An 18,817-nucleotide genomic window follows, 5' to 3' on the forward strand; every position below is an offset into this window, starting at 1 on the left:
TCGAGGAACCGCCATTCGCGGGTGAACACCGTGGCCGCGTCGACCTGCGCCGCGACCGTGGCGAGGTGACCACGGAGCGCCGCGTGGATCCGCTCGAGCGGCGGCGCATCGTCCGGCACCCGGTCGAGCGCCGCGTGGAACGCCGTCGCTCCGTCGCGCGCCACGGCGACGAGCAGCTCCTGCTTCGAGTCCGTCAGCGAGTAGAGCGACCCCTTCTGGACGCCCATCGCCTCGGCGAGATCGGCCATGGACGTGCCGTGATAGCCACGTTCGGCGAAGAGCCGCGCGGCGGCGTCGACGAGCTCCTCCCGTCGTGTCGCCATGTGGACGATGCTACCGATCGTTCGGTAGCATCGAAGGCGTGGACGGCCGCACCGCGGAGTTCCTGGAGCACGTCCAGTCCGGCGGGCTCGTCGAGACGGGCGACTGGATGCCGGACGAGTACCGGGCGCGCCTCCAGAAGTTCGTCGAGATGCACGCGAACTCGGAGCTGATGGGCGTCCTTCCGGAGCGGGACTGGATCCTCCGCGCGCCCACGCTCCAGCGCAAGCTGGCGCTGACCGCGAAGATCCAGGACGAGGTCGGGCACGCGCAGCTCCTCTATCGCGTCGTGGAGGATCTCGGAAAGCCGCGCGACGCCTGCCTCGAGGACCTGATCGCCGGGCGCTCGAAGTTCCACAACGTGTTCCACTACCCGACGCGGACCTGGGGCGACGTCGGCGTGATCGCGTGGCTGGTCGACGCGGCCGCGATCATCTCCCAGAAGGCGCTTCTCAAGTGCTCCTACGCGCCGTACGCGCGGATCATGCGGAAGATCTGCTGGGAGGAGTCCTTCCACATCCTCCACGGCCGCGACGTGATCCTGACGCTCGTGACCGGCACCGACGGCCAGCGGGAGCTCGTCCAGGAGGCGCTCGACCGCTGGTGGGAGCCGCTGATGATGTTCCACGGCAACCCGATCCCCGCCGACGAGGACCCGATGGTGCACTGGCGGATCAAGAGCCAGGCGAACGAGGACGCGCGACAGCAGTTCCTCGAGGGCTACGTCCCGCAGGTGTGGGAGCTCGGCCTGACCCTGCCCGACCCGAGGCTCCGCCGGACCGACGACGGCGTGTGGGAGTACACCGAGCCCGACTGGGACAAGCTGATGGCCGTCGTCTCGGGGAACGGGCCGGCGTCGGCCGAGCGGCTCGCCTTCCGGCGGCTCTCCCGTGCGGAGGTCGACTGGGTCTCGCGCGCGGTGCTCGCAGAGGCGGCGTGAGCGCACAGGTCTTCGAGGTGTTCCGGCGCGAGCGCGCGGGAGCTGCGATGCAGCACGCGGGCTCTCTCGTCGCACCGGACGGGCGCTTCGCCGAGATCTACGCCCGCGAGCAGTACGGCCGCCGCGGCGAGTCGGACGCGCTCTGGCTCGTGCCGCGCGACGCCGTGAGCGAGATCGAGGAGTTCGTCGACGAGTTCGACCTCAAGTATCGGCGGGTGGACGGGTACTCGATCAAGGAGCGACTGAAGGAGGCACGTGCAGCCGCGGAGGGTCGACAACCATGAGCGATCGGATCGACCTCGTGCTCACGCTGGCCGACGACGAGCTGATCCTGGGGTGGCGAAACTCCGAGTGGACCGGGATCGCGCCCTTCCTCGAGGAGGACGTCGCCTTCTCGTCGATCGCCCAGAACGAGATCGGTCACGCGCGGGCGCTGTACGAGCTCGCGGCGCGCGAGCTCGGCACGGACGCCGACGCGCTCGCGTTCGACCGTCCGCCCGAGGAGTACCGGTCGGCACCGCTCGTCGAGCTGCGCCGGCTCGAATGGGCGCGGACGATCGCGCGGCACTGGCTCTACGAGACCGCAGACGCGATCCGGCTCGCGGCGCTGAAGGCCTCCGACGACGAGGAGCTCGCCGGGATCGCGGCCAAGATCGACCGCGAGGAGGTCTACCACCGCATCCACGCCGAGATGTGGATCGACCGGTTGCTCGGCTCGGAGGACGGACGTACGCGGCTCGACGAGGCGCTCGACGAGCTGTGGCCCTACGCGCTCGGCATGCTCGACGAGGAGCTGCGCCCGGAGCTCGTGCGTCGCATGGAGGCGAAGCTCGGGCGGGACGTCCCCACCGCCGAGCCGGTACCGCGCGGCCGCCACGAGGCGGAGCTCGCAGAGCTGCTCGACGAGATGACGATGGTGCGCCGCTCGGCACCCGCGGGCGCGCGCTGGTGAGCGGCTCGAGCAACACGCTGTCACTCGAGCCTGACGCGGTCTGGCGCGCCCTGGAGGCGATCCCGGACCCGGAGATCCCCGTCATCTCGATCGTCGACCTCGGCGTCGTGAAGGACGTTCGTGTGGACGGGCAGCGGGTGCACGTCGACTTCACGCCGACGTTCATGGGCTGCCCGGCGCTCGAGGCGATGCGGTCCCAGATGGAGGACGCGATCCGCGCACTCGGCGCCGAGCCCGACGTCCACGTCCTGCACGACGACTCGTGGTCCACCGACAGGATCACGCCCGAGGGCCGACAGAAGCTTGGCGCCGCCGGCTTCGCGCCCCCCGCACCGCGCAGCGCCGGCGAGCCGACGCTGGTTCAGCTCGAGCGCGGCCCGTTCCGCTGTCCCTGGTGCGGCTCGTCGGACACGAGGCTCGAGAACGTCTTCGGCCCCACGCCGTGCCGCTCGCTCCGCTACTGCAACGCCTGCCGACAGCCGTTCGAGCAGTTCAAGACGATCTAGAGGCTAGTCGTGCGTGTCGGGCTGATCGCCGACACCCACGGCCTGCTCCGACCCGAGGTCGCCGCCGCGTTCGAGGCCGTCGACCACATCGTCCACGCCGGGGACGTCGGCTCGCCGGAGGTCCTCGAGGGCTTGAGCGCGATCGCGCCGGTCACCGCGGTCTGGGGCAACGTGGATCCGCCCGAGCTGCGCGCCGTACTGCCGGAGGTGGCCAGGGTGACTCTCGGCGGCGCACGCGTGGTCGTCGTGCACGGCGACCAGCTCGGCTCGCCCACGCCCGAGCGGGTCGCGGCCGCTCATCCCGAGGCCGATCTCGTCGTCTTCGGCCACTCGCACCGGCCGGTGATCGATCTCGTCGGCGACCTCGTGGCCGTCAACCCGGGAAGCGCCGGGCGCCGCCGATTCTCCAACCCCGTCAGCGTCGCCCTTGCCGACCTCGACGCCGGCTCGGTCAGCGCCCGCCTCGTCACGCTCGGCGAAGACCCCGGGACCGCGCCATACTCGCGCTGATGGCGACGGGCCTGCACCTCCGAGCAGCGAACCAGCCGCCGCCGCTCGAGGGATACGACCTCTTCTCCGAAGACCGCCCGCTCGTCGAGGCGCTGCGCCGCGAGGGGGCCGCCGCTGCCGAGGCGCGTTGCGCGGCGTTCGGGCGGCTCTGCGGCGGCGAGCCACTCGAGCTCGGACGGCTCGCGAACGAGCACCCGCCGGTGCTCCGGACGCACGACCGGTTCGGGGAGCGGATCGACGAGGTGGAGTTCCACCCCGCCTGGCACGCGCTGCTCGAGCTCGGCGTCGAGCACGGGCTGCACGCGCTGCCGTGGCGAGAGGCGGACGATGGCTGCCACGTCGTTCGTGCCGCGCTCTTCATGACGCTCTCCTACGCCGAGGCAGGCGTCGGCTGCCCGCTCTCGATGACCTCCGCCGCCGTCCCCGCTCTCCGCGCGGGGGCACAGGAGCTCGCGGCCGAGTGGGAGCCGCTCCTCACCTCGACGGAGTACGACCCGGGCCTCCGGCCGGCGTCCGACAAGCGCGGCGCGCTGTGCGGGATGGCGATGACCGAGCGGCAGGGGGGCTCGGACGTGCGCGCCAACGAGACGCGCGCCGAGCTCCATGGCGACGGCTACCGGCTGACCGGCCACAAGTGGTTCTGCTCGGCGCCGATGAGCGACGCCTTCCTCGTCCTCGCGCAGGCACCTGACGGGCTCACGTGCTTCCTGCTGCCGCGTGTGCTCGACGACGGCACGCGCAACGGCTTCCGGATCGAGCGCCTCAAGGACAAGCTCGGCAACCGGTCGAACGCCTCCGCGGAGATCCGCCTGGAGGACGCGTTCGCGTACCGCGTCGGCGACGAGGGCCGCGGCGTGGCGACGATCATCGAGATGGTCGTCCACACGCGGCTCGACTGCGTGCTCGGCTCGGCGGCGATCGTGCGCCGTGCCGTGGCGGAGGCGACCCACCACACCGCCCACCGTGACGCCTTCGGCCGGCGGCTCTCCGAGCAGCCGCTGATGCAGAACGTGCTCGCCGACCTCTGCCTCGACTCGGAGGCCGCGACCGCCACCGCGCTGCGGCTCGCCCGCGCCTTCGACGAGGACGACCACGCCCTCCGGCGGCTCGCGACCGCCGTGGCCAAGTACTGGGTGTGCAAGGCCACGCCGCCGCTCGTCGCCGAGGCGCTCGAATGCCTGGGCGGGAACGGGTACGTCGAGGAGTCGGTGCTGCCGCGGCTCTTCCGTGAGAGCCCGCTCAACTCGATCTGGGAGGGCTCGGGCAACGTCAACTGCCTCGACGTTCTCCGCGCGATCGAGCGCGAGCCGGAGAGCCTGGAGGCGTTCCGTGCCGAGCTCGCGCTCGCCCGTGGGGACAACCGACACCTCGACGCCGCTCTCGCGCGGCTCGACCGGGAGCTCCCGGGCTCGGAGGGCGCCGAGCCCGTGGCACGACGGCTCGTCGAGGGGATGGCGCTCTGCCTGCAGGGCTCGCTGCTCGTGCGCCATGCACCCTCGGAGGTCTCCGATGCCTTCTGCGCCGCCCGGCTGGGGGACGAGGGCGGGCGCGCCTACGGCACGCTCCCCCGCGGCGTCGGCGCGGCCGCGATCGTGGAGCGGCACCGCCCGCGGGTCGGGTAGCGTCCCGGGCGTGCGCGTCGAGATCTTCTACTGCCCGGTCTGAAACGGCTACGACCGCCGGGCCGCGAGTCTCGCGGCCGTGCTGAACGCCGCGGGGCACGAGGCCTCAGCGATCGAGGGCGAGAAGAGCCAGTACGACGTCGTCGGCGACGGGACGCTCGTGTTCTCGAAGCAACGCGAGGGCCGTTTTCCCGAGGACGACGAGGTCGTCGCCCTGCTGGGGTAGCGGCGCCCGAAGCTCGAGCCGGGTCGTCCCACCCGACTACGCTGCACCTCGCATGGCGCTCCTCAGGGCACGCGAGCTCACGAAGACGTTCGGTGCCGTACGGGCGCTCGACGCGGTCAGCTACGAGATCGACGAGGGCATCACGGGGCTGCTGGGGTCGAACGGCGCAGGCAAGAGCACGTCCCTGAAGCTGTTCCTCGGCCTCCTCGACCCGGACAGCGGCTCGGCCGAGGTGCTCGGCCACGATCCGCGCGCCTCTCCCGAGTACCGCACACGCGTCGGCTACGCCCCCGAGCACGACTGCCTCCCACGCGGCGTCTCGGCCGCCGAGTTCCTCTCCTACATGGCCCAGATCAGCGGCCTGCCGCCGACCTCGGCGAGGCTGCGGGCGTCGGACGTCCTGCGCCACGTGGGCCTGTTCGAGGAGCGGTACCGGCAGATGGGCACGTACTCGACGGGGATGAAGCAGCGCGTGAAGCTCGCGCAGGCGCTCGTTCACGATCCGGTGATCGCGTTCCTCGACGAGCCGACCGCCGGCCTCGATCCGCTCGGCCGGCGCGAGATGCTCGACCTCGTCCGGCGCGTCGGCGGCGAGTTCGGGATCAGCATCGTGATCTCGACGCACCTCATGGGAGACGTCGAGCGCGTCTGCGACTCCGTCGTCGTGCTCGACGCGGGACGGCTCCTGCGGACGGGCGCCGTGTCCGGCTTCACCGAGGAGACCGAGACGCTGGAGGTCGAGTTCGTCGAAGGCGCCTCGGCGGTGGCCGACGGGCTTCGGCGACGAGGGCTCGAGCCACGGCTCGACGGGAGCCGTCTGACGCTCGAGCGGGTGTCCGGCGAGGAGTACGACCTGCTCCGCGACGTCATCGTCGACTCGGGGGCGCTGCTCTACCGGCTGGCGCCGGCACGACACTCCCTCGCGGACGTCTTCGCGAGCGATTCGGGCGAGGCGGGCGAGGGCGAGGAGCAGGCGTGACGTCCCGGCCTGCAGAGGTCTTCGATCTCGGCTACCAGGGCTACGAGGGAGAGCGGACCGACCGCTGGGCCCGTCGCCGCGCGATCTGGCGGGACGGGGTCCGGATCTCACTCGGGCTCGGGCGCGGCACCGGCGCGAAGATCGCTCCCTGGCTGCTCCTCGGCCTGGCGCTCGTCCCGGTGGTCGTCCTCGTCGTCGTCTCCGCATTCGTCGGCCCCGCGACCGACCCGGAGGACTTCGAGCTTCCGTCCTACTCCGAGTACTACGAGTGGGCGATGGTGCCGCTCGCGCTCTTCGCCGCGGTCGTCGCGCCGCTCCTCATCTGCCCCGATCGGCGCGACGGCGTGCTCGCGCTCTATGCGGCGCGGCCGATCACCCCGCTCGACTACGTCGGGGCGCGCTGGGCGGCGTTCCTGACGGTCTCGCTCGCCGCCGTGTGGCTCCCCCAGGCGATCCTCTTCGCCTGGAACGTGCTCGACGCGCGGGAGCCCGGAACCTTCCTGGCGGACAACTGGGAGGTCGTGCCCCGGTTCCTCCTCGCCGGGGCGGTCATCGCGATGGCGCTGACGACACTCGCGCTCCTCGTCGCCTCGTTCGCGACGCGTCGCGCCTACGCCTCGGTCGCGATGCTCGCGGTGCTCTTCATCGGCTCCGCGGTGGGCGGCATCGCAGAGGAGGACTTCTCGGGCACCGTCGCCGACGTCGTCTCGCTCGTGAGCATCCCCCAGTCCCTCGTCGACGCCAACGACTGGATCTTCGGGGAAGAGGTCGACCGGCCGGTCTCGGGCGCGGTCACGCTGGTCTGGCTCGTCCTTCTCGTCCTCGTCCTCGCCGCCTGGCTCGTTCGGCGCACGAACCGGCTGGTGCGCGGGTGAACGGGGAGCCGGCGCCCACGATCGAGGTCGAGGGGGTCTCGAAATGGTTCGGAGGCGTGGTGGCGGTCAGCGACGTCTCGCTGGTCGTCGAGCCCGGCGTGACGGCGCTCCTGGGGCCGAACGGAGCCGGGAAGACCACGCTCCTGCGCACGATCGGCGGTCTGACGCTGCCGTCCGAGGGGACGGTGACCGTGTTCGGCGAGCCGATCCGTCGGAACCCGGGGCTGTACCGCCGGATCGGCTACATGCCCGAGCACGAGGCGGTCTACGACTTCCTCACCGGCCGCCAGTTCGTGGAGCTCGGCGCCCGCCTCCAGGGGGTTGACGACCTGGACGCCGCAGTGGGCCGAGCGATCGAGACCGTCGATCTCGTCAAGGACCAGGACCGCCGGCTGCGCGGGTACTCGCGCGGGATGCGTCAGCGGATGCGGCTCGCGGCGACGCTCGTGCACGACCCGCCGCTCCTCGTGCTCGACGAGCCGCTCTCCGGGACCGACCCTGCGCAACGGCTCCACCTCCGCGACGTGATCCGCCGCCTCGCGGGAGAGGGGAGGACGGTGCTCGTCTCCTCGCACATCCTCGAGGAGGTCGACCAGCTCGCCGACCGGATCCACCTCATGGTGAGCGGCAAGCTCGCGGCCAGCGGCGACTACCGGGCGATCCGACTGAAGCTCAACGACCGGCCGTTCGTCGTGAGGATCGACTGCGCGAACGCACGCGCTCTCGCAGCCGGGCTCCTCCGTGTCGATGCCGTCGAGTCGGTCGAGGTCGCCGACGACGGCGCCCTGCGTGTCCGCAGCCGCGATGTCTCGTCGCTCCAGCGCTCCCTTCCCGCGATCGCGCGCGAGCTCGACATCAGGCTGTCGCGCGTCGAGCCGCTCGACGATTCGCTCGAGAGCGTGTTCGAGTACCTGGCGACGGGTACCGGGAGATGACGGCGATCTTCGTCCTCACCGCGCGCCAGCTGGCCGGAAGCCGACGCGTCTGGCTCGTGCTCGCGCTCGTCGCTCTTCCGGTCCTCGCCGCCGTCCTCTTCCACGTCGGGGAGACGACCACGACGAACGCGCGGTTCGCCGACAACGTGACGACGACGCTCATCGCCTCGGGGATCCTCCCGCTCGTGATGTTGCTCTTCGCCACCTCCGCCTTCGGGAACGAGCTCGTCGACCGGACGCTCGGGTACCTGGCCCTGAAGCCGCTCGCGCGCTGGCGGATCGTCCTCCCCAAGCTGGCCGCCGCCTTCTTCGTGGGCGGCGTCCCGGTCGCCGCGAGCGGGTTCGTCGCGGTCGCGCTCGTCGACGGCGGCGGGCTCCGCGGGGCGCTCGCGACCGGGCTCGGGCTGCTGGTGGGCGCGGCCGCGTACGCCGCGATCTTCACCTGGGCCGGCCTCGCGTCGAGGCACGCGCTCCTCCTCGGCCTGGTGTACGTGTTCGTGTGGGAGGCGACGCTCGCCGCCTACCTCGACGGCGTCCGCTTCCTGAGCATCCGCCGCTACACGCTCGGGCTGATCCACGGGCTCGACGAGGCGCGGCTGGCGCGCATCGACGACCCGCTCTCGTCGGGGGCGGCGATCCTCGCGGCCGCCCTCGTCGTCGGTGCCTTCACCGCGCTCACCGTGCGGAAGCTCGTCCGCATGGACGTGCCTTGAATCAGCGGAGCAGGAATCCCTCGCCGAGCGGGTCGTCGGGATCGAGCTCGAGCTCCGCGCGGCCGGTCCGGTAGGCGGAGCCCTCCACCTCGGTGATCACCGCCGGCCTGCCGGCGACCTCCGTCTCGCCGACGACCCGGCCCGTGAACTCGGAGCCGACGATCGAGAGGTGGCGGAGCTCGGCCCCGCGCGGCAGCAGGCCCCGCCGGTCGAGCAGCGCCAGCCGGGCCGACGTGCCGGAGCCGCAGGGCGAGCGGTCGACCTCGCCGTCGGCGAACACGGTCACGTTCCGCTGGGTGAGCGGCTCGGAGCCCTCCGCCTGCCAGAAGATCACGCCGTAGACGTCGCGGAGCTCGGCCTCGACCGGGTGGACGACCTCGTGGGATGCCTCGAGCGCCGCCTTGAGCTCCCGTCCGAGCGCGATCAGACGCGGAAGCTCCGCAGGCTCGACCCGCTCCTCCAGCGACGCGTAGAACGCGCCGCCGAACGCGACGTCCACGACACGACCGGCCGCCTCGACGCCCTCCGCCCACACGAACGCAGGGACGTTCCGGAAGCGCACGGCCCGCACGCGGCCGGCCGCCACGGTCGCCCATGTCTCGAGCCGCCCCGACGGCACGTCCACGACGAGCCGGATCTCGCCCTCGCGCGCCTCGACGACGCCCTCCTCGAGTGCCCAGGTGACGAGCGCGATCGTCCCGTGGCCGCACGCCGTCGAGTACCCCTCGTTGTGGAAGAAGACGACGCCGAGCTCGGCTCCGTCGTCGTTCGGCGGGACGACGTGGCAGCCGTACATGTCCGCGTGGCCGCGCGGCTCGAAGACGAGGAGGCGGCGGAACCGGTCGAGGTGCTCGCGCGCGAAGCGGCGGCGGTCGAGGACGGTCTCGCCCTCGAGCGGCGGCACGCCGCCGGTCACGATCCGGAACGGCTCGCCGCCCGTGTGGTAGTCGACGACCGAGACCCTCGTCCGGGTCACTCGTCCGAGAAGCTCGGGTACCGCTGCGTGAGGAGCATGAGGTAGCCGAGCGTCTGCGCCTGGTAGCGCAGGCAGTACACCTGGAGGTCGCGCATCCCCTTGCTCATCCGGCCGGTGACGAGCGCGTAGAACCAGGCGAGGATCGCGACGATCCAGGCGACGTTCTGGAGCACGCTCATCACGATCGCGGCCGGGATCGCGAGCAGGAGGCGGAAGAAGATCGTCAGGCGGCTCTGGGGCGTCGCGGGGGCGATCTCGACGTCGACCGGGTAGCCGGGCTCTCCGGTGAAGCCGGGGTACGGGTCGGCCGCGATCCAGAGGTACGCGTCGAGATGGGTGTAGTAGCGCGTGTAGGCGGCGATGAACGAGTGGAGCCCGACGGGCACGCGCCCGGTGACCAGGCCGATGACCCAGGCGGCGAGGGCGGCCAGGGCGACCGCGAAGCTCCACAGCGTGACCCAGATGAAGTGCGGGATCGCCAGGAGGAGCCGGAAGAAGACCGTCAGGCGGCTCCGTACCAGGTCGTCGGTGACGACCATCCGGATCGGATGAGGCTCGGGGACGTCGACGGCCTGGAGTGTCTCGGACACGGTGGCCTCCCTCTCGCTCAGGTGCCGGTGAACCTCGGTGCCCGTTTCTCCAGGAACGCAGTGACCCCTTCCGAGAAGTCCTGCGTCCCCACGGACTCCTGCTGCAGCCGCGCCTCGAGCGCCAGCTGCTCGTCGAGCGAGGCCGCGTACGCATGCTCGAACAGCCGCTTCGTGCGACCGATCGCAAGCGTCGGCCGGTCGGCCCACTCGGCGGCGAGCTCGGAGACCCTGGCCCCGAAGGCGTCGTCCGGGACGACTTCGGAGACGAGCCCCCACTCGAGCGCCTCGGCCGCCGACAGCCGGCGGTTCGAGCTCATCCACTCGAGCGCCCTCGCGAACCCGAGCAGGCGGTGCACGAACCACGTGCCGCCCGCGTCGGGGACGAGCCCGATCCCGATGAACCCCGGCACGAAGGTGGCGGACTCCGCCGCGACCCGCAGGTCGCATGCGCACGCGAACGAGAGCCCCGCGCCGGCCGCAGGCCCGTTCACGGCCGCGAGCACCGGCTTGGCGAGCGAGCGGACGAGGCGCACGTTCGGGTGGTAGGTCGTCTCGAGCGCCTCGCTGATCGACTCGGAGACGGCGCCGAACTCCTTCAGGTCCTGCCCGGCGCAGAAGCCCTTGCCCGCCCCGGTGACGACGACGCAGCGCACGGAGGTGTCCTCCGCCTCGGCGAGGGCCTCGTGGAGGGCTTCGTGCAGCGCGCGGTTGAAGGCGTTGTAGACCTCGGGCCGGTTGAACGTGATCGTCAGCACCGCTCCGTCGCGGCTCGTGAGCACCTCGTCGGCCATCGGCGGGCAGCCTATCGCTCGCGCCGCGAGTCGAGGAACGCCTGGATCGCTCCCTGGGCCTCCTCGCCGAGCATCGACATCGAGAGCCAGTCGCGCGCATGGCCGATTGTCTGGTGCCACGCAAGGTCGCGCCAGACGTTGAGCTGCTGCTTCGCGTAGCGGGTCGTCTGCGGCAGCTTGCGGACGAGGCTCTCGACCCACCCGTCCACGACCGGGTCCAGCTCGTCCGCGGGGACGGCGCGGTTGACGAGCCCCCACTCGGCCGCCTGCCGGGCCGGGATCTCGTCGCAGAGGAACACGATCTCGCGGGCGCGGCGGTCGCCGACCATCAGCTGCAGCCACTGCGTCGCGCCGCCCGCGGGCACCGAGCCGTGCTCGAGGCCGACGTGGCGGATGAACGCGTCCTCGACGATCACCGCCAGGTCGCACGCCATCTGCAGCTCGTTGCCGCCGCCGACCGCGATCCCGTTGATCCGAGCGATCGTCGGCTTGCCCAGCTCGCGCAGCCGGTCGTGCATGTCCTTGAACGCGCCGAACCACTTCCAGTACTCCTGGGGCCGCCCGACGAGCGTGTCGTCCCACGAGCGAAGGTCGGCCCCGACGCAGAAGGCGCGCCCCTCGCCGGTGACGACGACGACCCGGATCTCGTCGTCCCAGGACGCGTCCTCGCAGGCGCGCGCGATCTCGCGCAGCATCCGGAAGTCGAACGCGTTGAGCACGTCCGGCCGGTTCAGCGTGATCGTCGCCCGCGGGGGCACCTTGTCGTAGACGATCGCCTCGAAGCCGAGCTCCGCCGGGTCGACGGGGCTCGGGTGTGCCGGCTCCGGCACCTACTCGACCTCGGCGAAGTGCACCTCGAAGGGCACCCCCATCGCCACCGCGTCCTTCCCGGTCTCCATGAACTCGGGCGTGCGGGCGGCCGCCTTGAAGGCCTCCATGTCGGCGAACTCCCACTCGGCGTAGTAGTGGAAGCTCGGCTCCCCCATCGGGACGCCGAACACCTTCCCGTGGCGGAACGTCCCGCCCGGCACCTGCCGGCAGAGGGCGGCGTGCTGCTCGTACCGCCCGGGGTCGGGCTCCGCCTCGTACACGACAAATACTCGGATCACGATGGCTCCTTCGACTCGGGAGCAGAGCGTATAGCGTCAGGCGATGGACTCGACCGGCCTCGCCGCCATGCTCGCGGTCACCGCCGGCCTCTTCGGAGCGGTGCAGGTGGCCGTGATGGGGAAGCTCGGCGAGCGGATCGGGTCGCTCGAGGCGGTGATGGTCGCGGCGATCGTCACGGGCCTGCTCGTCCTGCCGGTCCTGGTCGTGGCGAGGCAGGGCGTGGGAGGCCTCGGAGAGACGCTCTCCCAGCCGTGGTGGATGCTGACCGGCGGAGCGCTCGGCGCGTTCATCGTGCTCTCGATCACGATTGCAGGCCCGAAGATCGGGACGACCGCTGTCGTCGGTCTGCTGATCGCCGGGCAGCTCGTCGCCGCGACCCTGATCGACCGCTACGGCTGGTTCGGGTTCGACCGCGTCGCGCTCGATTGGTCGCGCGTGCTCGGCATCGTGCTGCTCGCCGCGGGTGCTGCCCTCACGCTCCGGCGGTGACACGCACGGAGGCGCGTCCTGCTACGACGCGACCCAGTCGACCGCGACCGGCGCCGGGAACGCGCCGATCGCCTCGCCGCGTCGCAGGAGCTCGGAGACCGCCGAGCGGCCCTCGTCTCCGTAGTCCTGCGTGAGCTCGTTCACGTACATCGACACGAACCGGTCGGCGACCGCGGCATCGATGCCCCGCCCGAACTGGAGGGCGTACTCGAGCGCCTCCGCCCGGTGGTCGAGCCCACAGGAGATGGCGTCCCGCAGCACCGCCGACAGGTCGCCGAGTCGATCGATGTCGCGACGTGCGACGTTGACGCCGAGCGGGAGCGGGAGGCCCGTCTCGAGCAGCCACCATTCGCCCAGGTCGAGCACCTTCACGAGGCCGTGCTCGGAGAACGTGAGCTGCCCCTCGTGGATCAGGAGCCCGGCTTCCGCCCGCCCGCTCGCCACCTCGTCCGGGATCTGCTCGAAGGGAAGCTCCCGGTAGGCGAAGTCGCCGAGGACGAGCCGCAGCGTGAGGAACGCCGTCGTCATCGCCCCGGGCACGACGATCTCGAGGCCGCCGAGGGCGTCGACCTCGGTCTGGCCCCGAGCGACGACGACGGGCCCGTAGCCCGACCCGATCGACGCGCCATGCGGCAGCAGCGCGTAGTCCTCCTGCACGAATGGGTACGCGGCGAGCGAGATGGCGGTCACCTCGAGGCGCGCCGCCCGGGCCCAGTGGTTCAGCGTCTGGATGTCGGCGAGCACCTGCTCGAACCGGAATCCCCGCGTGGCGACGAGATCTGTCGTGAGGGCCCAGTACATGAACGCGTCGTCTGGGTCCGGGCTGTGGCCGACTCGGACGTCCACCGGGCGCCGACGCTAGCAGCGGCGGCTCGAGGGACGGCGGGGAACCGCCCGCGTGCCGGCCCGAGGGCGGGCGAGGATCGGGCCGCGCGACGACCTTCTACACTCGCCCGCGATGGCCCGGGCGACGCCGCTCAGCGACGCGATCCAGCACTATCTCCGCGAGATCTACAAGCTCGGAGCCTCGGGCGAGCGGGTCTCGACCAACGCGCTGGCCCGCGAGATGGGTGTCTCGCCCGCCTCCGCGAGCGCGATGGTGAAGAAGCTCGCCGCGCTCCAGCTCGTCGAGCACGCCCCCTACCGCGGGGTCTCGCTGACGCCCGAGGGCGAGCAGGTCGCGGTCGAGGTGATCCGGCATCACCGGCTGCTGGAGCTGTACCTCGCGGAGACGCTCGGGATCGCGGTCGACGAGGTGCACCACGAGGCCGACAGGCTCGAGCACGCGCTTTCCGAGGAGCTCGAGGCGCGGATCGACGAGGCGCTCGGCTTCCCGACGCACGACCCTCACGGCGACCCGATCCCGGACGCGAACCTCGAGTGGCCCGACGGGTCTCTCCCCGACGAGGACTGACCGCGAGGCCTCGCGCGGCGCGCCGGCCTTCGTCCGAGGTGACATGGCCGCCGCCGGGCCGGTGGGCCGTCGCCCGCTCTCCGACCGGATAGGATCCCGCCGATGGCCCTCAAGGACCTCTTCTCGTTCCTGTTCCAACGCTCGACCGGCGAGGAACGGGTCGCGCAGTATGTGATCCGCGAGCACGACCGCGGCCGGCCGCTCGCCGAGATCCTCGAGGACCGCTACGTCGTCAACCGCCTGCAGAGCCCGCAGCAGCGCGCGCGCCTGCTCGACCGCCCGGAGATCATCCAGGCTGTCGGCGGCGACATGGCCGAGGCCGCGAAGGCTTCCATAGCGGCACCCGGCGGGTCGTAGGCTCTCGGGGCGGCACGCTCGAGGACGTCGAGCAAAGCACATGGCTCGGTCCGTGGCGCGGCTGCTCGAACGGCTCGACGCACTCTACGAGATCGGAGGCGGACCGGGCGCGAACCGCATCGGTTACTCGCCGGAGGAGGACGCGGCGCACGCGCTCGTCGCCGACTGGCTGCGTGAGGCCGACGTCGAGGTCGAGGTCGACGCCCACCGCAATCTGCTCGGCCGGGTGCCCGGCGACGAGCCCGAGCTGCCCGAGGTCTGGACGGGCTCGCACCTCGACTCGGTTCCCCAGGGCGGCCGCTACGACGGCGCGCTCGGCGTCCTCGCCGGCATCGAGGCGCTCGAACGGCTCGGTCGCCGCCGGCGAACGCTCGCCGTGGTGGCGTTCCGCGAGGAGGAGCGCGGCTGCGTCGGGAGCCGCGCCCGCTCCGGGGCCGGAGGGCTGCCAGGGGCGTTCGTCGAGCTCCACCACGAGCAGGGCCCGCGCCTCGCGCAGGCCGGCGCGCCGCTCGGCGTCGTCACCGGCATCGTCGGCTACAAGCGCGGCGACCGCGTGCTCGAGGGCCGCGCCGGCCACGCCGGCACGACGCCGATGGAAGGCCGCGCGGACGCCCTGGTCGCGGCGGCGGCGGAGATCCTGCGCATCCGCGACGCCGCCACCGCGATCGACGGCGCCGTGGCGACGGTCGGCTACCTGGAGATCGAGCCGGGCGGCGTCAACGTCGTTCCCGGCCGCGTGCGTCTCGTCGTGGACGCGCGCGCGCCGGACGCCGAGCGGCTGACGCGGCTGCTGGGCGAGCTCGGCCTCGACGACGAGGGCCGCACGGAGCCGGTGGCGATGAGCGATACCGTGCGGGGCACGCTGCGCGCCGCGGTCGAGGCGCGCGGCCTGCCGGTCGTCGAGCTGGCGAGCGGGGCCGGCCACGACGCGGGCATCCTCGCCGCGGCGGGCGTCGAGGCGGGAATGCTCTTCGTCCGCGCCGGCAGCGGCGGTGTCAGCCACCATCCGGACGAGTCGGCCGCCGAGGAGGACGTCGCCGTCGCCGTCGACGTGCTCACCGATGCCCTCGACCGCCTGGCGTCGGCCTGAGGCATGCGACGGCTCTTCGCCAACGGCTGCGTGGCGACGATGGACGACGCCGACACGGAGCACGAGCGCGGATGGGTGCTCGTCGACGGGACCGAGATCGTCGCCGTCGGCGGCGGTGAGGAGCCGCGGCGGTACCAGGGGGACGAGCGCGTCGACCTTCACGGCGCCGTCGTCACGCCGGGCCTGGTGAACACGCATCACCACCTGTACCAGACGCTCACGCGCGCCCGTGCCCAGCAGGCCGACCTCTTCACATGGCTCCGGGAGCTCTACCCGGTCTGGGCCGGCATCGACGCGGAGGCGGAGTACGCCGCCGCGCGCACCGGGCTGGCCGAGCTGGCGCTCTCGGGATGCTCGACGGTCTTCGACCACCACTACGTCTTCCCGCGCGGCCGGGACGGGATCATCGAGGCCGAGGTCCAGGCCGCCCGGGAGCTCGGCCTGCGCCTCGTCGCCTCGCGGGGGTCGATGGACCTCGGCGTCACGGACGGCGGGCTCCCGCCCGACGAGCTCGTGGAGGAGATCGACGCCGTCCTCGCGGAGACCGAACGGCTGCACGCGGCCCTCCACGAGGCAGGTGCCGGAGCGCGCATCCAGATCGCGGTCGCGCCGTGCTCACCCTTCTCGGTCACCGGACGCCTGATGGAGGAGTCCGCCGCGCTCGCGCGGCGCCTGGGGCTCACCCTGCACACGCATCTCGCCGAGACCGTCGAGGAGGAGTCCTACTGCCGCCAGCTCTACGGCTGCACGCCGGTCGAGTACCTCGACCGGCTCGGCTGGCTGGACGGCGACGTGTGGTGCGCTCACTGTGTCCACCTCTCCGAGGGCGAGGTGGCCCGGTTCGCCGAGACGGGAACCGGTGTCGCCCACTGCCCGACCTCGAACCTCAGGCTCGGTGCAGGCGTGGCGCCCGCTCGGCAGCTCGTGGACGCCGGGGTGCGCGTCGGGCTCGGGGTCGACGGCTCGGCGTCGAACGAGCGCGGCGACCTCTTCGCCGAGGTGAAGCAGGCGCTTCTCGTCGCACGCGGACGGGGCGGCAGCAAGGCGATGACCGCGCGGGAGGCGTTGCGGCTCGCGACACGCGGCGGCGCGGCGGTGCTGCGCCGGGACGACATCGGCTCGCTCGAGCCGGGCAGGCAGGCCGACCTCGCGATCTGGCGGACCGACGGCCTGGAGCTCGGAGGCGCGGACGACCTCGTCGCCGGGCTCGTCCTTTCCGGCCCGCACCGGGTCGACCGGCTCGTGGTCGGCGGCGAGGACGTGGTGCGCGGGGGCGCTCTCACCCGGGCCGACGAGACGGCGATCGCCCGCGCCCATCGGGCCGAGGCGCGAAGATTCGCGGCGTGAGCTGCTCGCTCTCCACGCACGTGCTCGACACGGCGGCCGGCCGCCCCGCCGAGGGCGTCACCGTGGAGCTCTTCGTCTCGGGCGACGGCTTCCAGCGGTGCCTGGCCTCCGGCGTCACCGACGGCGACGGGCGCATCGGCGCCCTCGCGCAGGACCTGGCGGGTGGCACGTACCAGCTCGTGTTCCATCCGCCCTCGCCGTTCTTCACCCGGGTCGAGCTGCAGCTCGAGCTCACCGAGGGCCACTACCACGTCCCGCTCCTCGTCTCCCCCTACGGATGCGCGACCTATCGCGGCAGTTGATCTCGCTGGTCGTGCCGTTTCGAGGTCGGTGCCCGACGCAGTGCGGCCGGGGGCCGGCTTCGCCGGCCGGGAGGCCAGCCCCGCGTGACTAGCCGCAACCCGGAGGAGGGGGCTCGTGGGGGAGGAACCAGGGGTTCCCCCAGGAGGGAGCTACCGCGGGAGCTGACCGTCGGCGAGCTCGCGGAGCTCTTCGAGGGGCGGACCCGGTTCGTGGAGAGGCTCGCGGCCGAGCCGGATCCCCTGCGCCGCGCGCGCACCCTCGTCCACGAGCTCCCGGTGGACGAGAAGCGGGAGGTTCTCGACGCCCATCCTGCGATCGGCCAACGCGCCGGGCTCTCCGCCCGCTCTGCATCGGAGCAGGTAGGGGACGCGACTGCGGCCGTCCTCGAGCAGCTCGCTCGCCTCAACGCCGCCTACGAGGAGCGGCACGGCTTCCGCTTCGTCGTGTTCGTGAACCGTCGGCCGAAGACCGAGATCCTCGAGGTGCTGCGTTCCCGCATCGACAACCCGACCGAGCAGGAGCTCGAGACGGCTCTCGGCGAGCTCGTGGACATCGCGGTGGACCGCTGGGTGCACGGGTGAGCTCCACGCTGCCTCTGGCGCTCTCCGACGCGCTGTCGGACTGGCTCGATCTCGGTCTGCGGTGGCTGCACGTGATCGCGGCGATGGCCTGGATCGGGACGTCGTTCTACTTCGTGCTGCTCGACCAGTCGCTCCGGCCGCCGAGGGACGCGGCAGATGCCGAGGCCGGTGTCGGCGGCGAGCTCTGGGAGGTGCACGGCGGCGGCTTCTACCAGGTGCAGAAGTACGTCGTCGCCCCCCGCGTGCTCCCCGAGCACGTCGCCTGGTTCAAGTGGGAGGCGTACACGACGTGGCTCTCCGGCTTCGCGCTGATGCTCGTCCTCTACTACCTCGAGGCGTCGAGCGCGCTCGTGAAGCCCGGAGACGACCTCGAGCCCTGGCTCGCGGTCGCGATCTCGGTCGCTCTGCTCGCCGCCGCGTGGATCGTCTACGACCTCCTCAACCGTTTCGTCTCCGACGCCCGCGTCCTCTGGACGGCGCTGTTCGTGCTCGTCGCGCTGTCCGCCTGGGGCTCGGCGGAGCTCTTCAGCCCCCGGGCGGCGTGGCTCCAGGTGGGGGGGATGATCGGAACAGTGATGGCGGCCAACGTCCTCTTCGACATCATCCCCGCCCACTGGGAGCTGATTCGCGCGAAGGAGGCCGGCCGCGAGCCCGACCCGCGGCCGGGGATCCAGGCGAAGCAGCGCTCGGTGCACAACAACTACCTCACGTTGCCCGTGCTCCTCACGATGCTTGCCGGGCACTTCCCGTTCGCGTACGGCGCCGACCACGCCTGGCTGGTCCTGGTCGGCCTGATGGCGATCGGCGCCTGGGCCCGGCTGTTCTACAACCTTCGCCACTCGGGCCGCACACACTGGTGGATGACCGCGGCGGGCGCGGCCGCGTTCGTGGCGGTCGCCCTGCTGGTCGAGCGGGGGGACGAGACCGTGGCGACCCCCAGCGGGCCCGCCGCCGTCGCACAGGGTCAGCGGGTGTTCGCGTCAGCAGGCTGCGGCGTCTGCCACACGCTCGCCGACGCGGGAGCAACCGGGACGGTCGGGCCTTCACTCGATTCCGCGAAGCCGTCGGCGTCGCTCGTCGCCGACCGCGTGCGGAACGGACAGGGCGCGATGCCGGCCTTCGACGGACGGCTGACCGACGAGCAGATCGACGCCGTCGCCGCGTACGTCTCCGGTGCGGCCGCCGGATAG

Annotated in this window: 25 protein-coding genes and 1 pseudogene; 19 read left to right on the forward strand and 7 right to left on the reverse strand. The window is 72.2% G+C overall.

The window, feature by feature from the left end; translation table 11 throughout:
- A partial coding sequence (locus VFO26_RS00045) for a TetR/AcrR family transcriptional regulator (protein WP_325112815.1) occupies positions 1 to 323 on the reverse strand: 323 nt, incomplete at its 3' end.
- 38 nt (positions 324 to 361) lie between these two features.
- Here VFO26_RS00045 and paaA point away from each other — a divergent pair.
- From paaA to VFO26_RS00100, 11 genes and pseudogenes are all read left to right on the forward strand, one after another.
- Positions 362 to 1,261, forward strand: coding sequence for a 1,2-phenylacetyl-CoA epoxidase subunit PaaA (paaA, locus tag VFO26_RS00050; protein ID WP_325112816.1), 900 nt, complete (start codon positions 362 to 364; stop codon positions 1,259 to 1,261).
- On the forward strand, positions 1,258 to 1,545 hold the full coding sequence (locus VFO26_RS00055) for a hypothetical protein (RefSeq protein WP_325112817.1): 288 nt from the start codon (positions 1,258 to 1,260) through the stop codon (positions 1,543 to 1,545). The genes paaA and VFO26_RS00055 overlap by 4 nt, the downstream gene beginning before the upstream one ends.
- Positions 1,542 to 2,213 (forward strand): 1,2-phenylacetyl-CoA epoxidase subunit PaaC, encoded by a 672-nt coding sequence (gene paaC, locus VFO26_RS00060; protein WP_325112818.1) that lies wholly within the window; start codon positions 1,542 to 1,544, stop codon positions 2,211 to 2,213. Before VFO26_RS00055 ends, paaC begins: the two co-directional genes overlap by 4 nt.
- The gene (gene paaD, locus VFO26_RS00065; protein WP_325112819.1) at positions 2,210 to 2,719 is read left to right on the forward strand and encodes a 1,2-phenylacetyl-CoA epoxidase subunit PaaD; all 510 of its coding nucleotides are present in this window, start codon (positions 2,210 to 2,212) and stop codon (positions 2,717 to 2,719) included. Before paaC ends, paaD begins: the two co-directional genes overlap by 4 nt.
- Positions 2,720 to 2,728: 9 nt before the next feature.
- On the forward strand, positions 2,729 to 3,229 hold the full coding sequence (locus tag VFO26_RS00070) for a metallophosphoesterase family protein (RefSeq protein ID WP_325112820.1): 501 nt from the start codon (positions 2,729 to 2,731) through the stop codon (positions 3,227 to 3,229).
- Positions 3,229 to 4,851 (forward strand): acyl-CoA dehydrogenase family protein, encoded by a 1,623-nt coding sequence (locus VFO26_RS00075; protein ID WP_325112821.1) that lies wholly within the window; start codon positions 3,229 to 3,231, stop codon positions 4,849 to 4,851. The genes VFO26_RS00070 and VFO26_RS00075 overlap by 1 nt, the downstream gene beginning before the upstream one ends.
- Positions 4,852 to 4,909: 58 nt before the next feature.
- Positions 4,910 to 5,077: pseudogene (locus tag VFO26_RS00080) on the forward strand (Rdx family protein); the annotation flags it as partial.
- A gap of 52 nt (positions 5,078 to 5,129) precedes the next feature.
- Positions 5,130 to 6,056: an ABC transporter ATP-binding protein gene (locus VFO26_RS00085; protein WP_325112822.1), complete on the forward strand. Its 927-nt coding sequence runs from the start codon at positions 5,130 to 5,132 to the stop codon at positions 6,054 to 6,056.
- A complete protein-coding gene (locus tag VFO26_RS00090; RefSeq protein ID WP_325112823.1) occupies positions 6,053 to 6,931 on the forward strand; it encodes a hypothetical protein in 879 nt (292 codons plus the stop codon). Before VFO26_RS00085 ends, VFO26_RS00090 begins: the two co-directional genes overlap by 4 nt.
- The gene (locus VFO26_RS00095) at positions 6,928 to 7,866 is read left to right on the forward strand and encodes an ABC transporter ATP-binding protein (protein WP_325112824.1); all 939 of its coding nucleotides are present in this window, start codon (positions 6,928 to 6,930) and stop codon (positions 7,864 to 7,866) included. Before VFO26_RS00090 ends, VFO26_RS00095 begins: the two co-directional genes overlap by 4 nt.
- Complete coding sequence (locus VFO26_RS00100; protein ID WP_325112825.1) at positions 7,863 to 8,579, forward strand: ABC transporter permease; 717 nt, start codon at positions 7,863 to 7,865, stop codon at positions 8,577 to 8,579. Before VFO26_RS00095 ends, VFO26_RS00100 begins: the two co-directional genes overlap by 4 nt.
- Position 8,580: 1 nt before the next feature.
- Here VFO26_RS00100 and VFO26_RS00105 read toward each other — a convergent pair whose 3' ends face one another.
- The 5 genes from VFO26_RS00105 to VFO26_RS00125 are packed head-to-tail and all read right to left on the reverse strand — an operon-like array spanning position 8,581 to position 12,045.
- The gene (locus VFO26_RS00105; RefSeq protein ID WP_325112826.1) at positions 8,581 to 9,555 is read right to left on the reverse strand and encodes a proline racemase family protein; all 975 of its coding nucleotides are present in this window, start codon (positions 9,553 to 9,555) and stop codon (positions 8,581 to 8,583) included.
- Positions 9,552 to 10,145: a DUF4389 domain-containing protein gene (locus VFO26_RS00110; RefSeq protein WP_325112827.1), complete on the reverse strand. Its 594-nt coding sequence runs from the start codon at positions 10,143 to 10,145 to the stop codon at positions 9,552 to 9,554. The genes VFO26_RS00105 and VFO26_RS00110 overlap by 4 nt, the downstream gene beginning before the upstream one ends.
- A gap of 17 nt (positions 10,146 to 10,162) precedes the next feature.
- Positions 10,163 to 10,936 carry an enoyl-CoA hydratase-related protein gene (locus VFO26_RS00115; protein ID WP_325112828.1) on the reverse strand — a complete coding sequence of 258 codons (774 nt, stop codon included), beginning with the start codon at positions 10,934 to 10,936 and terminating at the stop codon, positions 10,163 to 10,165.
- Positions 10,937 to 10,947: 11 nt separating this feature from the next.
- Positions 10,948 to 11,766, reverse strand: coding sequence for an enoyl-CoA hydratase/isomerase family protein (locus VFO26_RS00120; RefSeq protein ID WP_325112829.1), 819 nt, complete (start codon positions 11,764 to 11,766; stop codon positions 10,948 to 10,950).
- A complete protein-coding gene (locus VFO26_RS00125; protein WP_325112830.1) occupies positions 11,767 to 12,045 on the reverse strand; it encodes an EthD domain-containing protein in 279 nt (92 codons plus the stop codon).
- A gap of 43 nt (positions 12,046 to 12,088) precedes the next feature.
- On the opposite strand from VFO26_RS00125, the gene VFO26_RS00130 reads away from it, so the two are divergent.
- The gene (locus tag VFO26_RS00130) at positions 12,089 to 12,535 is read left to right on the forward strand and encodes a DMT family transporter (protein ID WP_325112831.1); all 447 of its coding nucleotides are present in this window, start codon (positions 12,089 to 12,091) and stop codon (positions 12,533 to 12,535) included.
- A 21-nt stretch (positions 12,536 to 12,556) separates the two neighbouring features.
- Here VFO26_RS00130 and VFO26_RS00135 read toward each other — a convergent pair whose 3' ends face one another.
- Positions 12,557 to 13,381: a menaquinone biosynthesis family protein gene (locus VFO26_RS00135; RefSeq protein WP_325112832.1), complete on the reverse strand. Its 825-nt coding sequence runs from the start codon at positions 13,379 to 13,381 to the stop codon at positions 12,557 to 12,559.
- Positions 13,382 to 13,493: 112 nt separating this feature from the next.
- On the opposite strand from VFO26_RS00135, the gene VFO26_RS00140 reads away from it, so the two are divergent.
- From VFO26_RS00140 to VFO26_RS00170, 7 genes are all read left to right on the forward strand, one after another.
- A complete protein-coding gene (locus VFO26_RS00140; RefSeq protein ID WP_325112833.1) occupies positions 13,494 to 13,949 on the forward strand; it encodes a metal-dependent transcriptional regulator in 456 nt (151 codons plus the stop codon).
- A gap of 102 nt (positions 13,950 to 14,051) precedes the next feature.
- A complete protein-coding gene (locus tag VFO26_RS00145; RefSeq protein WP_325112834.1) occupies positions 14,052 to 14,306 on the forward strand; it encodes a hypothetical protein in 255 nt (84 codons plus the stop codon).
- Between the two features lie 40 nt (positions 14,307 to 14,346).
- On the forward strand, positions 14,347 to 15,396 hold the full coding sequence (locus VFO26_RS00150) for a Zn-dependent hydrolase (RefSeq protein ID WP_325112835.1): 1,050 nt from the start codon (positions 14,347 to 14,349) through the stop codon (positions 15,394 to 15,396).
- A 3-nt stretch (positions 15,397 to 15,399) separates the two neighbouring features.
- On the forward strand, positions 15,400 to 16,743 hold the full coding sequence (locus tag VFO26_RS00155; protein ID WP_325112836.1) for an 8-oxoguanine deaminase: 1,344 nt from the start codon (positions 15,400 to 15,402) through the stop codon (positions 16,741 to 16,743).
- Positions 16,740 to 17,045, forward strand: coding sequence for a hydroxyisourate hydrolase (locus tag VFO26_RS00160; RefSeq protein WP_325112837.1), 306 nt, complete (start codon positions 16,740 to 16,742; stop codon positions 17,043 to 17,045). Before VFO26_RS00155 ends, VFO26_RS00160 begins: the two co-directional genes overlap by 4 nt.
- Positions 17,046 to 17,129: 84 nt before the next feature.
- Positions 17,130 to 17,627: a 2-oxo-4-hydroxy-4-carboxy-5-ureidoimidazoline decarboxylase gene (locus VFO26_RS00165; protein ID WP_325112838.1), complete on the forward strand. Its 498-nt coding sequence runs from the start codon at positions 17,130 to 17,132 to the stop codon at positions 17,625 to 17,627.
- Complete coding sequence (locus VFO26_RS00170; protein WP_325112839.1) at positions 17,624 to 18,817, forward strand: urate hydroxylase PuuD; 1,194 nt, start codon at positions 17,624 to 17,626, stop codon at positions 18,815 to 18,817. The genes VFO26_RS00165 and VFO26_RS00170 overlap by 4 nt, the downstream gene beginning before the upstream one ends.

The organism is Gaiella sp., assembly GCF_035710885.1.
GTDB lineage: Bacteria > Actinomycetota > Thermoleophilia > Gaiellales > Gaiellaceae > Gaiella.

What these genes read in the sequence shown, in the direction of transcription:
- paaC (WP_325112818.1), top strand. Translation starts at nt 1,542, where the DNA reads ATGAGCGATCGGATCGACCTCGTGCTCACGCTGGCCGACGACGAGCTG.
- VFO26_RS00075 (WP_325112821.1), top strand. Translation starts at nt 3,229, where the DNA reads ATGGCGACGGGCCTGCACCTCCGAGCAGCGAACCAGCCGCCGCCGCTC.
- VFO26_RS00085 (WP_325112822.1), top strand. Translation starts at nt 5,130, where the DNA reads ATGGCGCTCCTCAGGGCACGCGAGCTCACGAAGACGTTCGGTGCCGTA.
- VFO26_RS00100 (WP_325112825.1), top strand. Translation starts at nt 7,863, where the DNA reads ATGACGGCGATCTTCGTCCTCACCGCGCGCCAGCTGGCCGGAAGCCGA.
- VFO26_RS00115 (WP_325112828.1), bottom strand. Translation starts at nt 10,936, where the DNA reads ATGGCCGACGAGGTGCTCACGAGCCGCGACGGAGCGGTGCTGACGATC.
- VFO26_RS00130 (WP_325112831.1), top strand. Translation starts at nt 12,089, where the DNA reads ATGGACTCGACCGGCCTCGCCGCCATGCTCGCGGTCACCGCCGGCCTC.
- VFO26_RS00140 (WP_325112833.1), top strand. Translation starts at nt 13,494, where the DNA reads ATGGCCCGGGCGACGCCGCTCAGCGACGCGATCCAGCACTATCTCCGC.
- VFO26_RS00145 (WP_325112834.1), top strand. Translation starts at nt 14,052, where the DNA reads ATGGCCCTCAAGGACCTCTTCTCGTTCCTGTTCCAACGCTCGACCGGC.
- VFO26_RS00150 (WP_325112835.1), top strand. Translation starts at nt 14,347, where the DNA reads ATGGCTCGGTCCGTGGCGCGGCTGCTCGAACGGCTCGACGCACTCTAC.
- VFO26_RS00155 (WP_325112836.1), top strand. Translation starts at nt 15,400, where the DNA reads ATGCGACGGCTCTTCGCCAACGGCTGCGTGGCGACGATGGACGACGCC.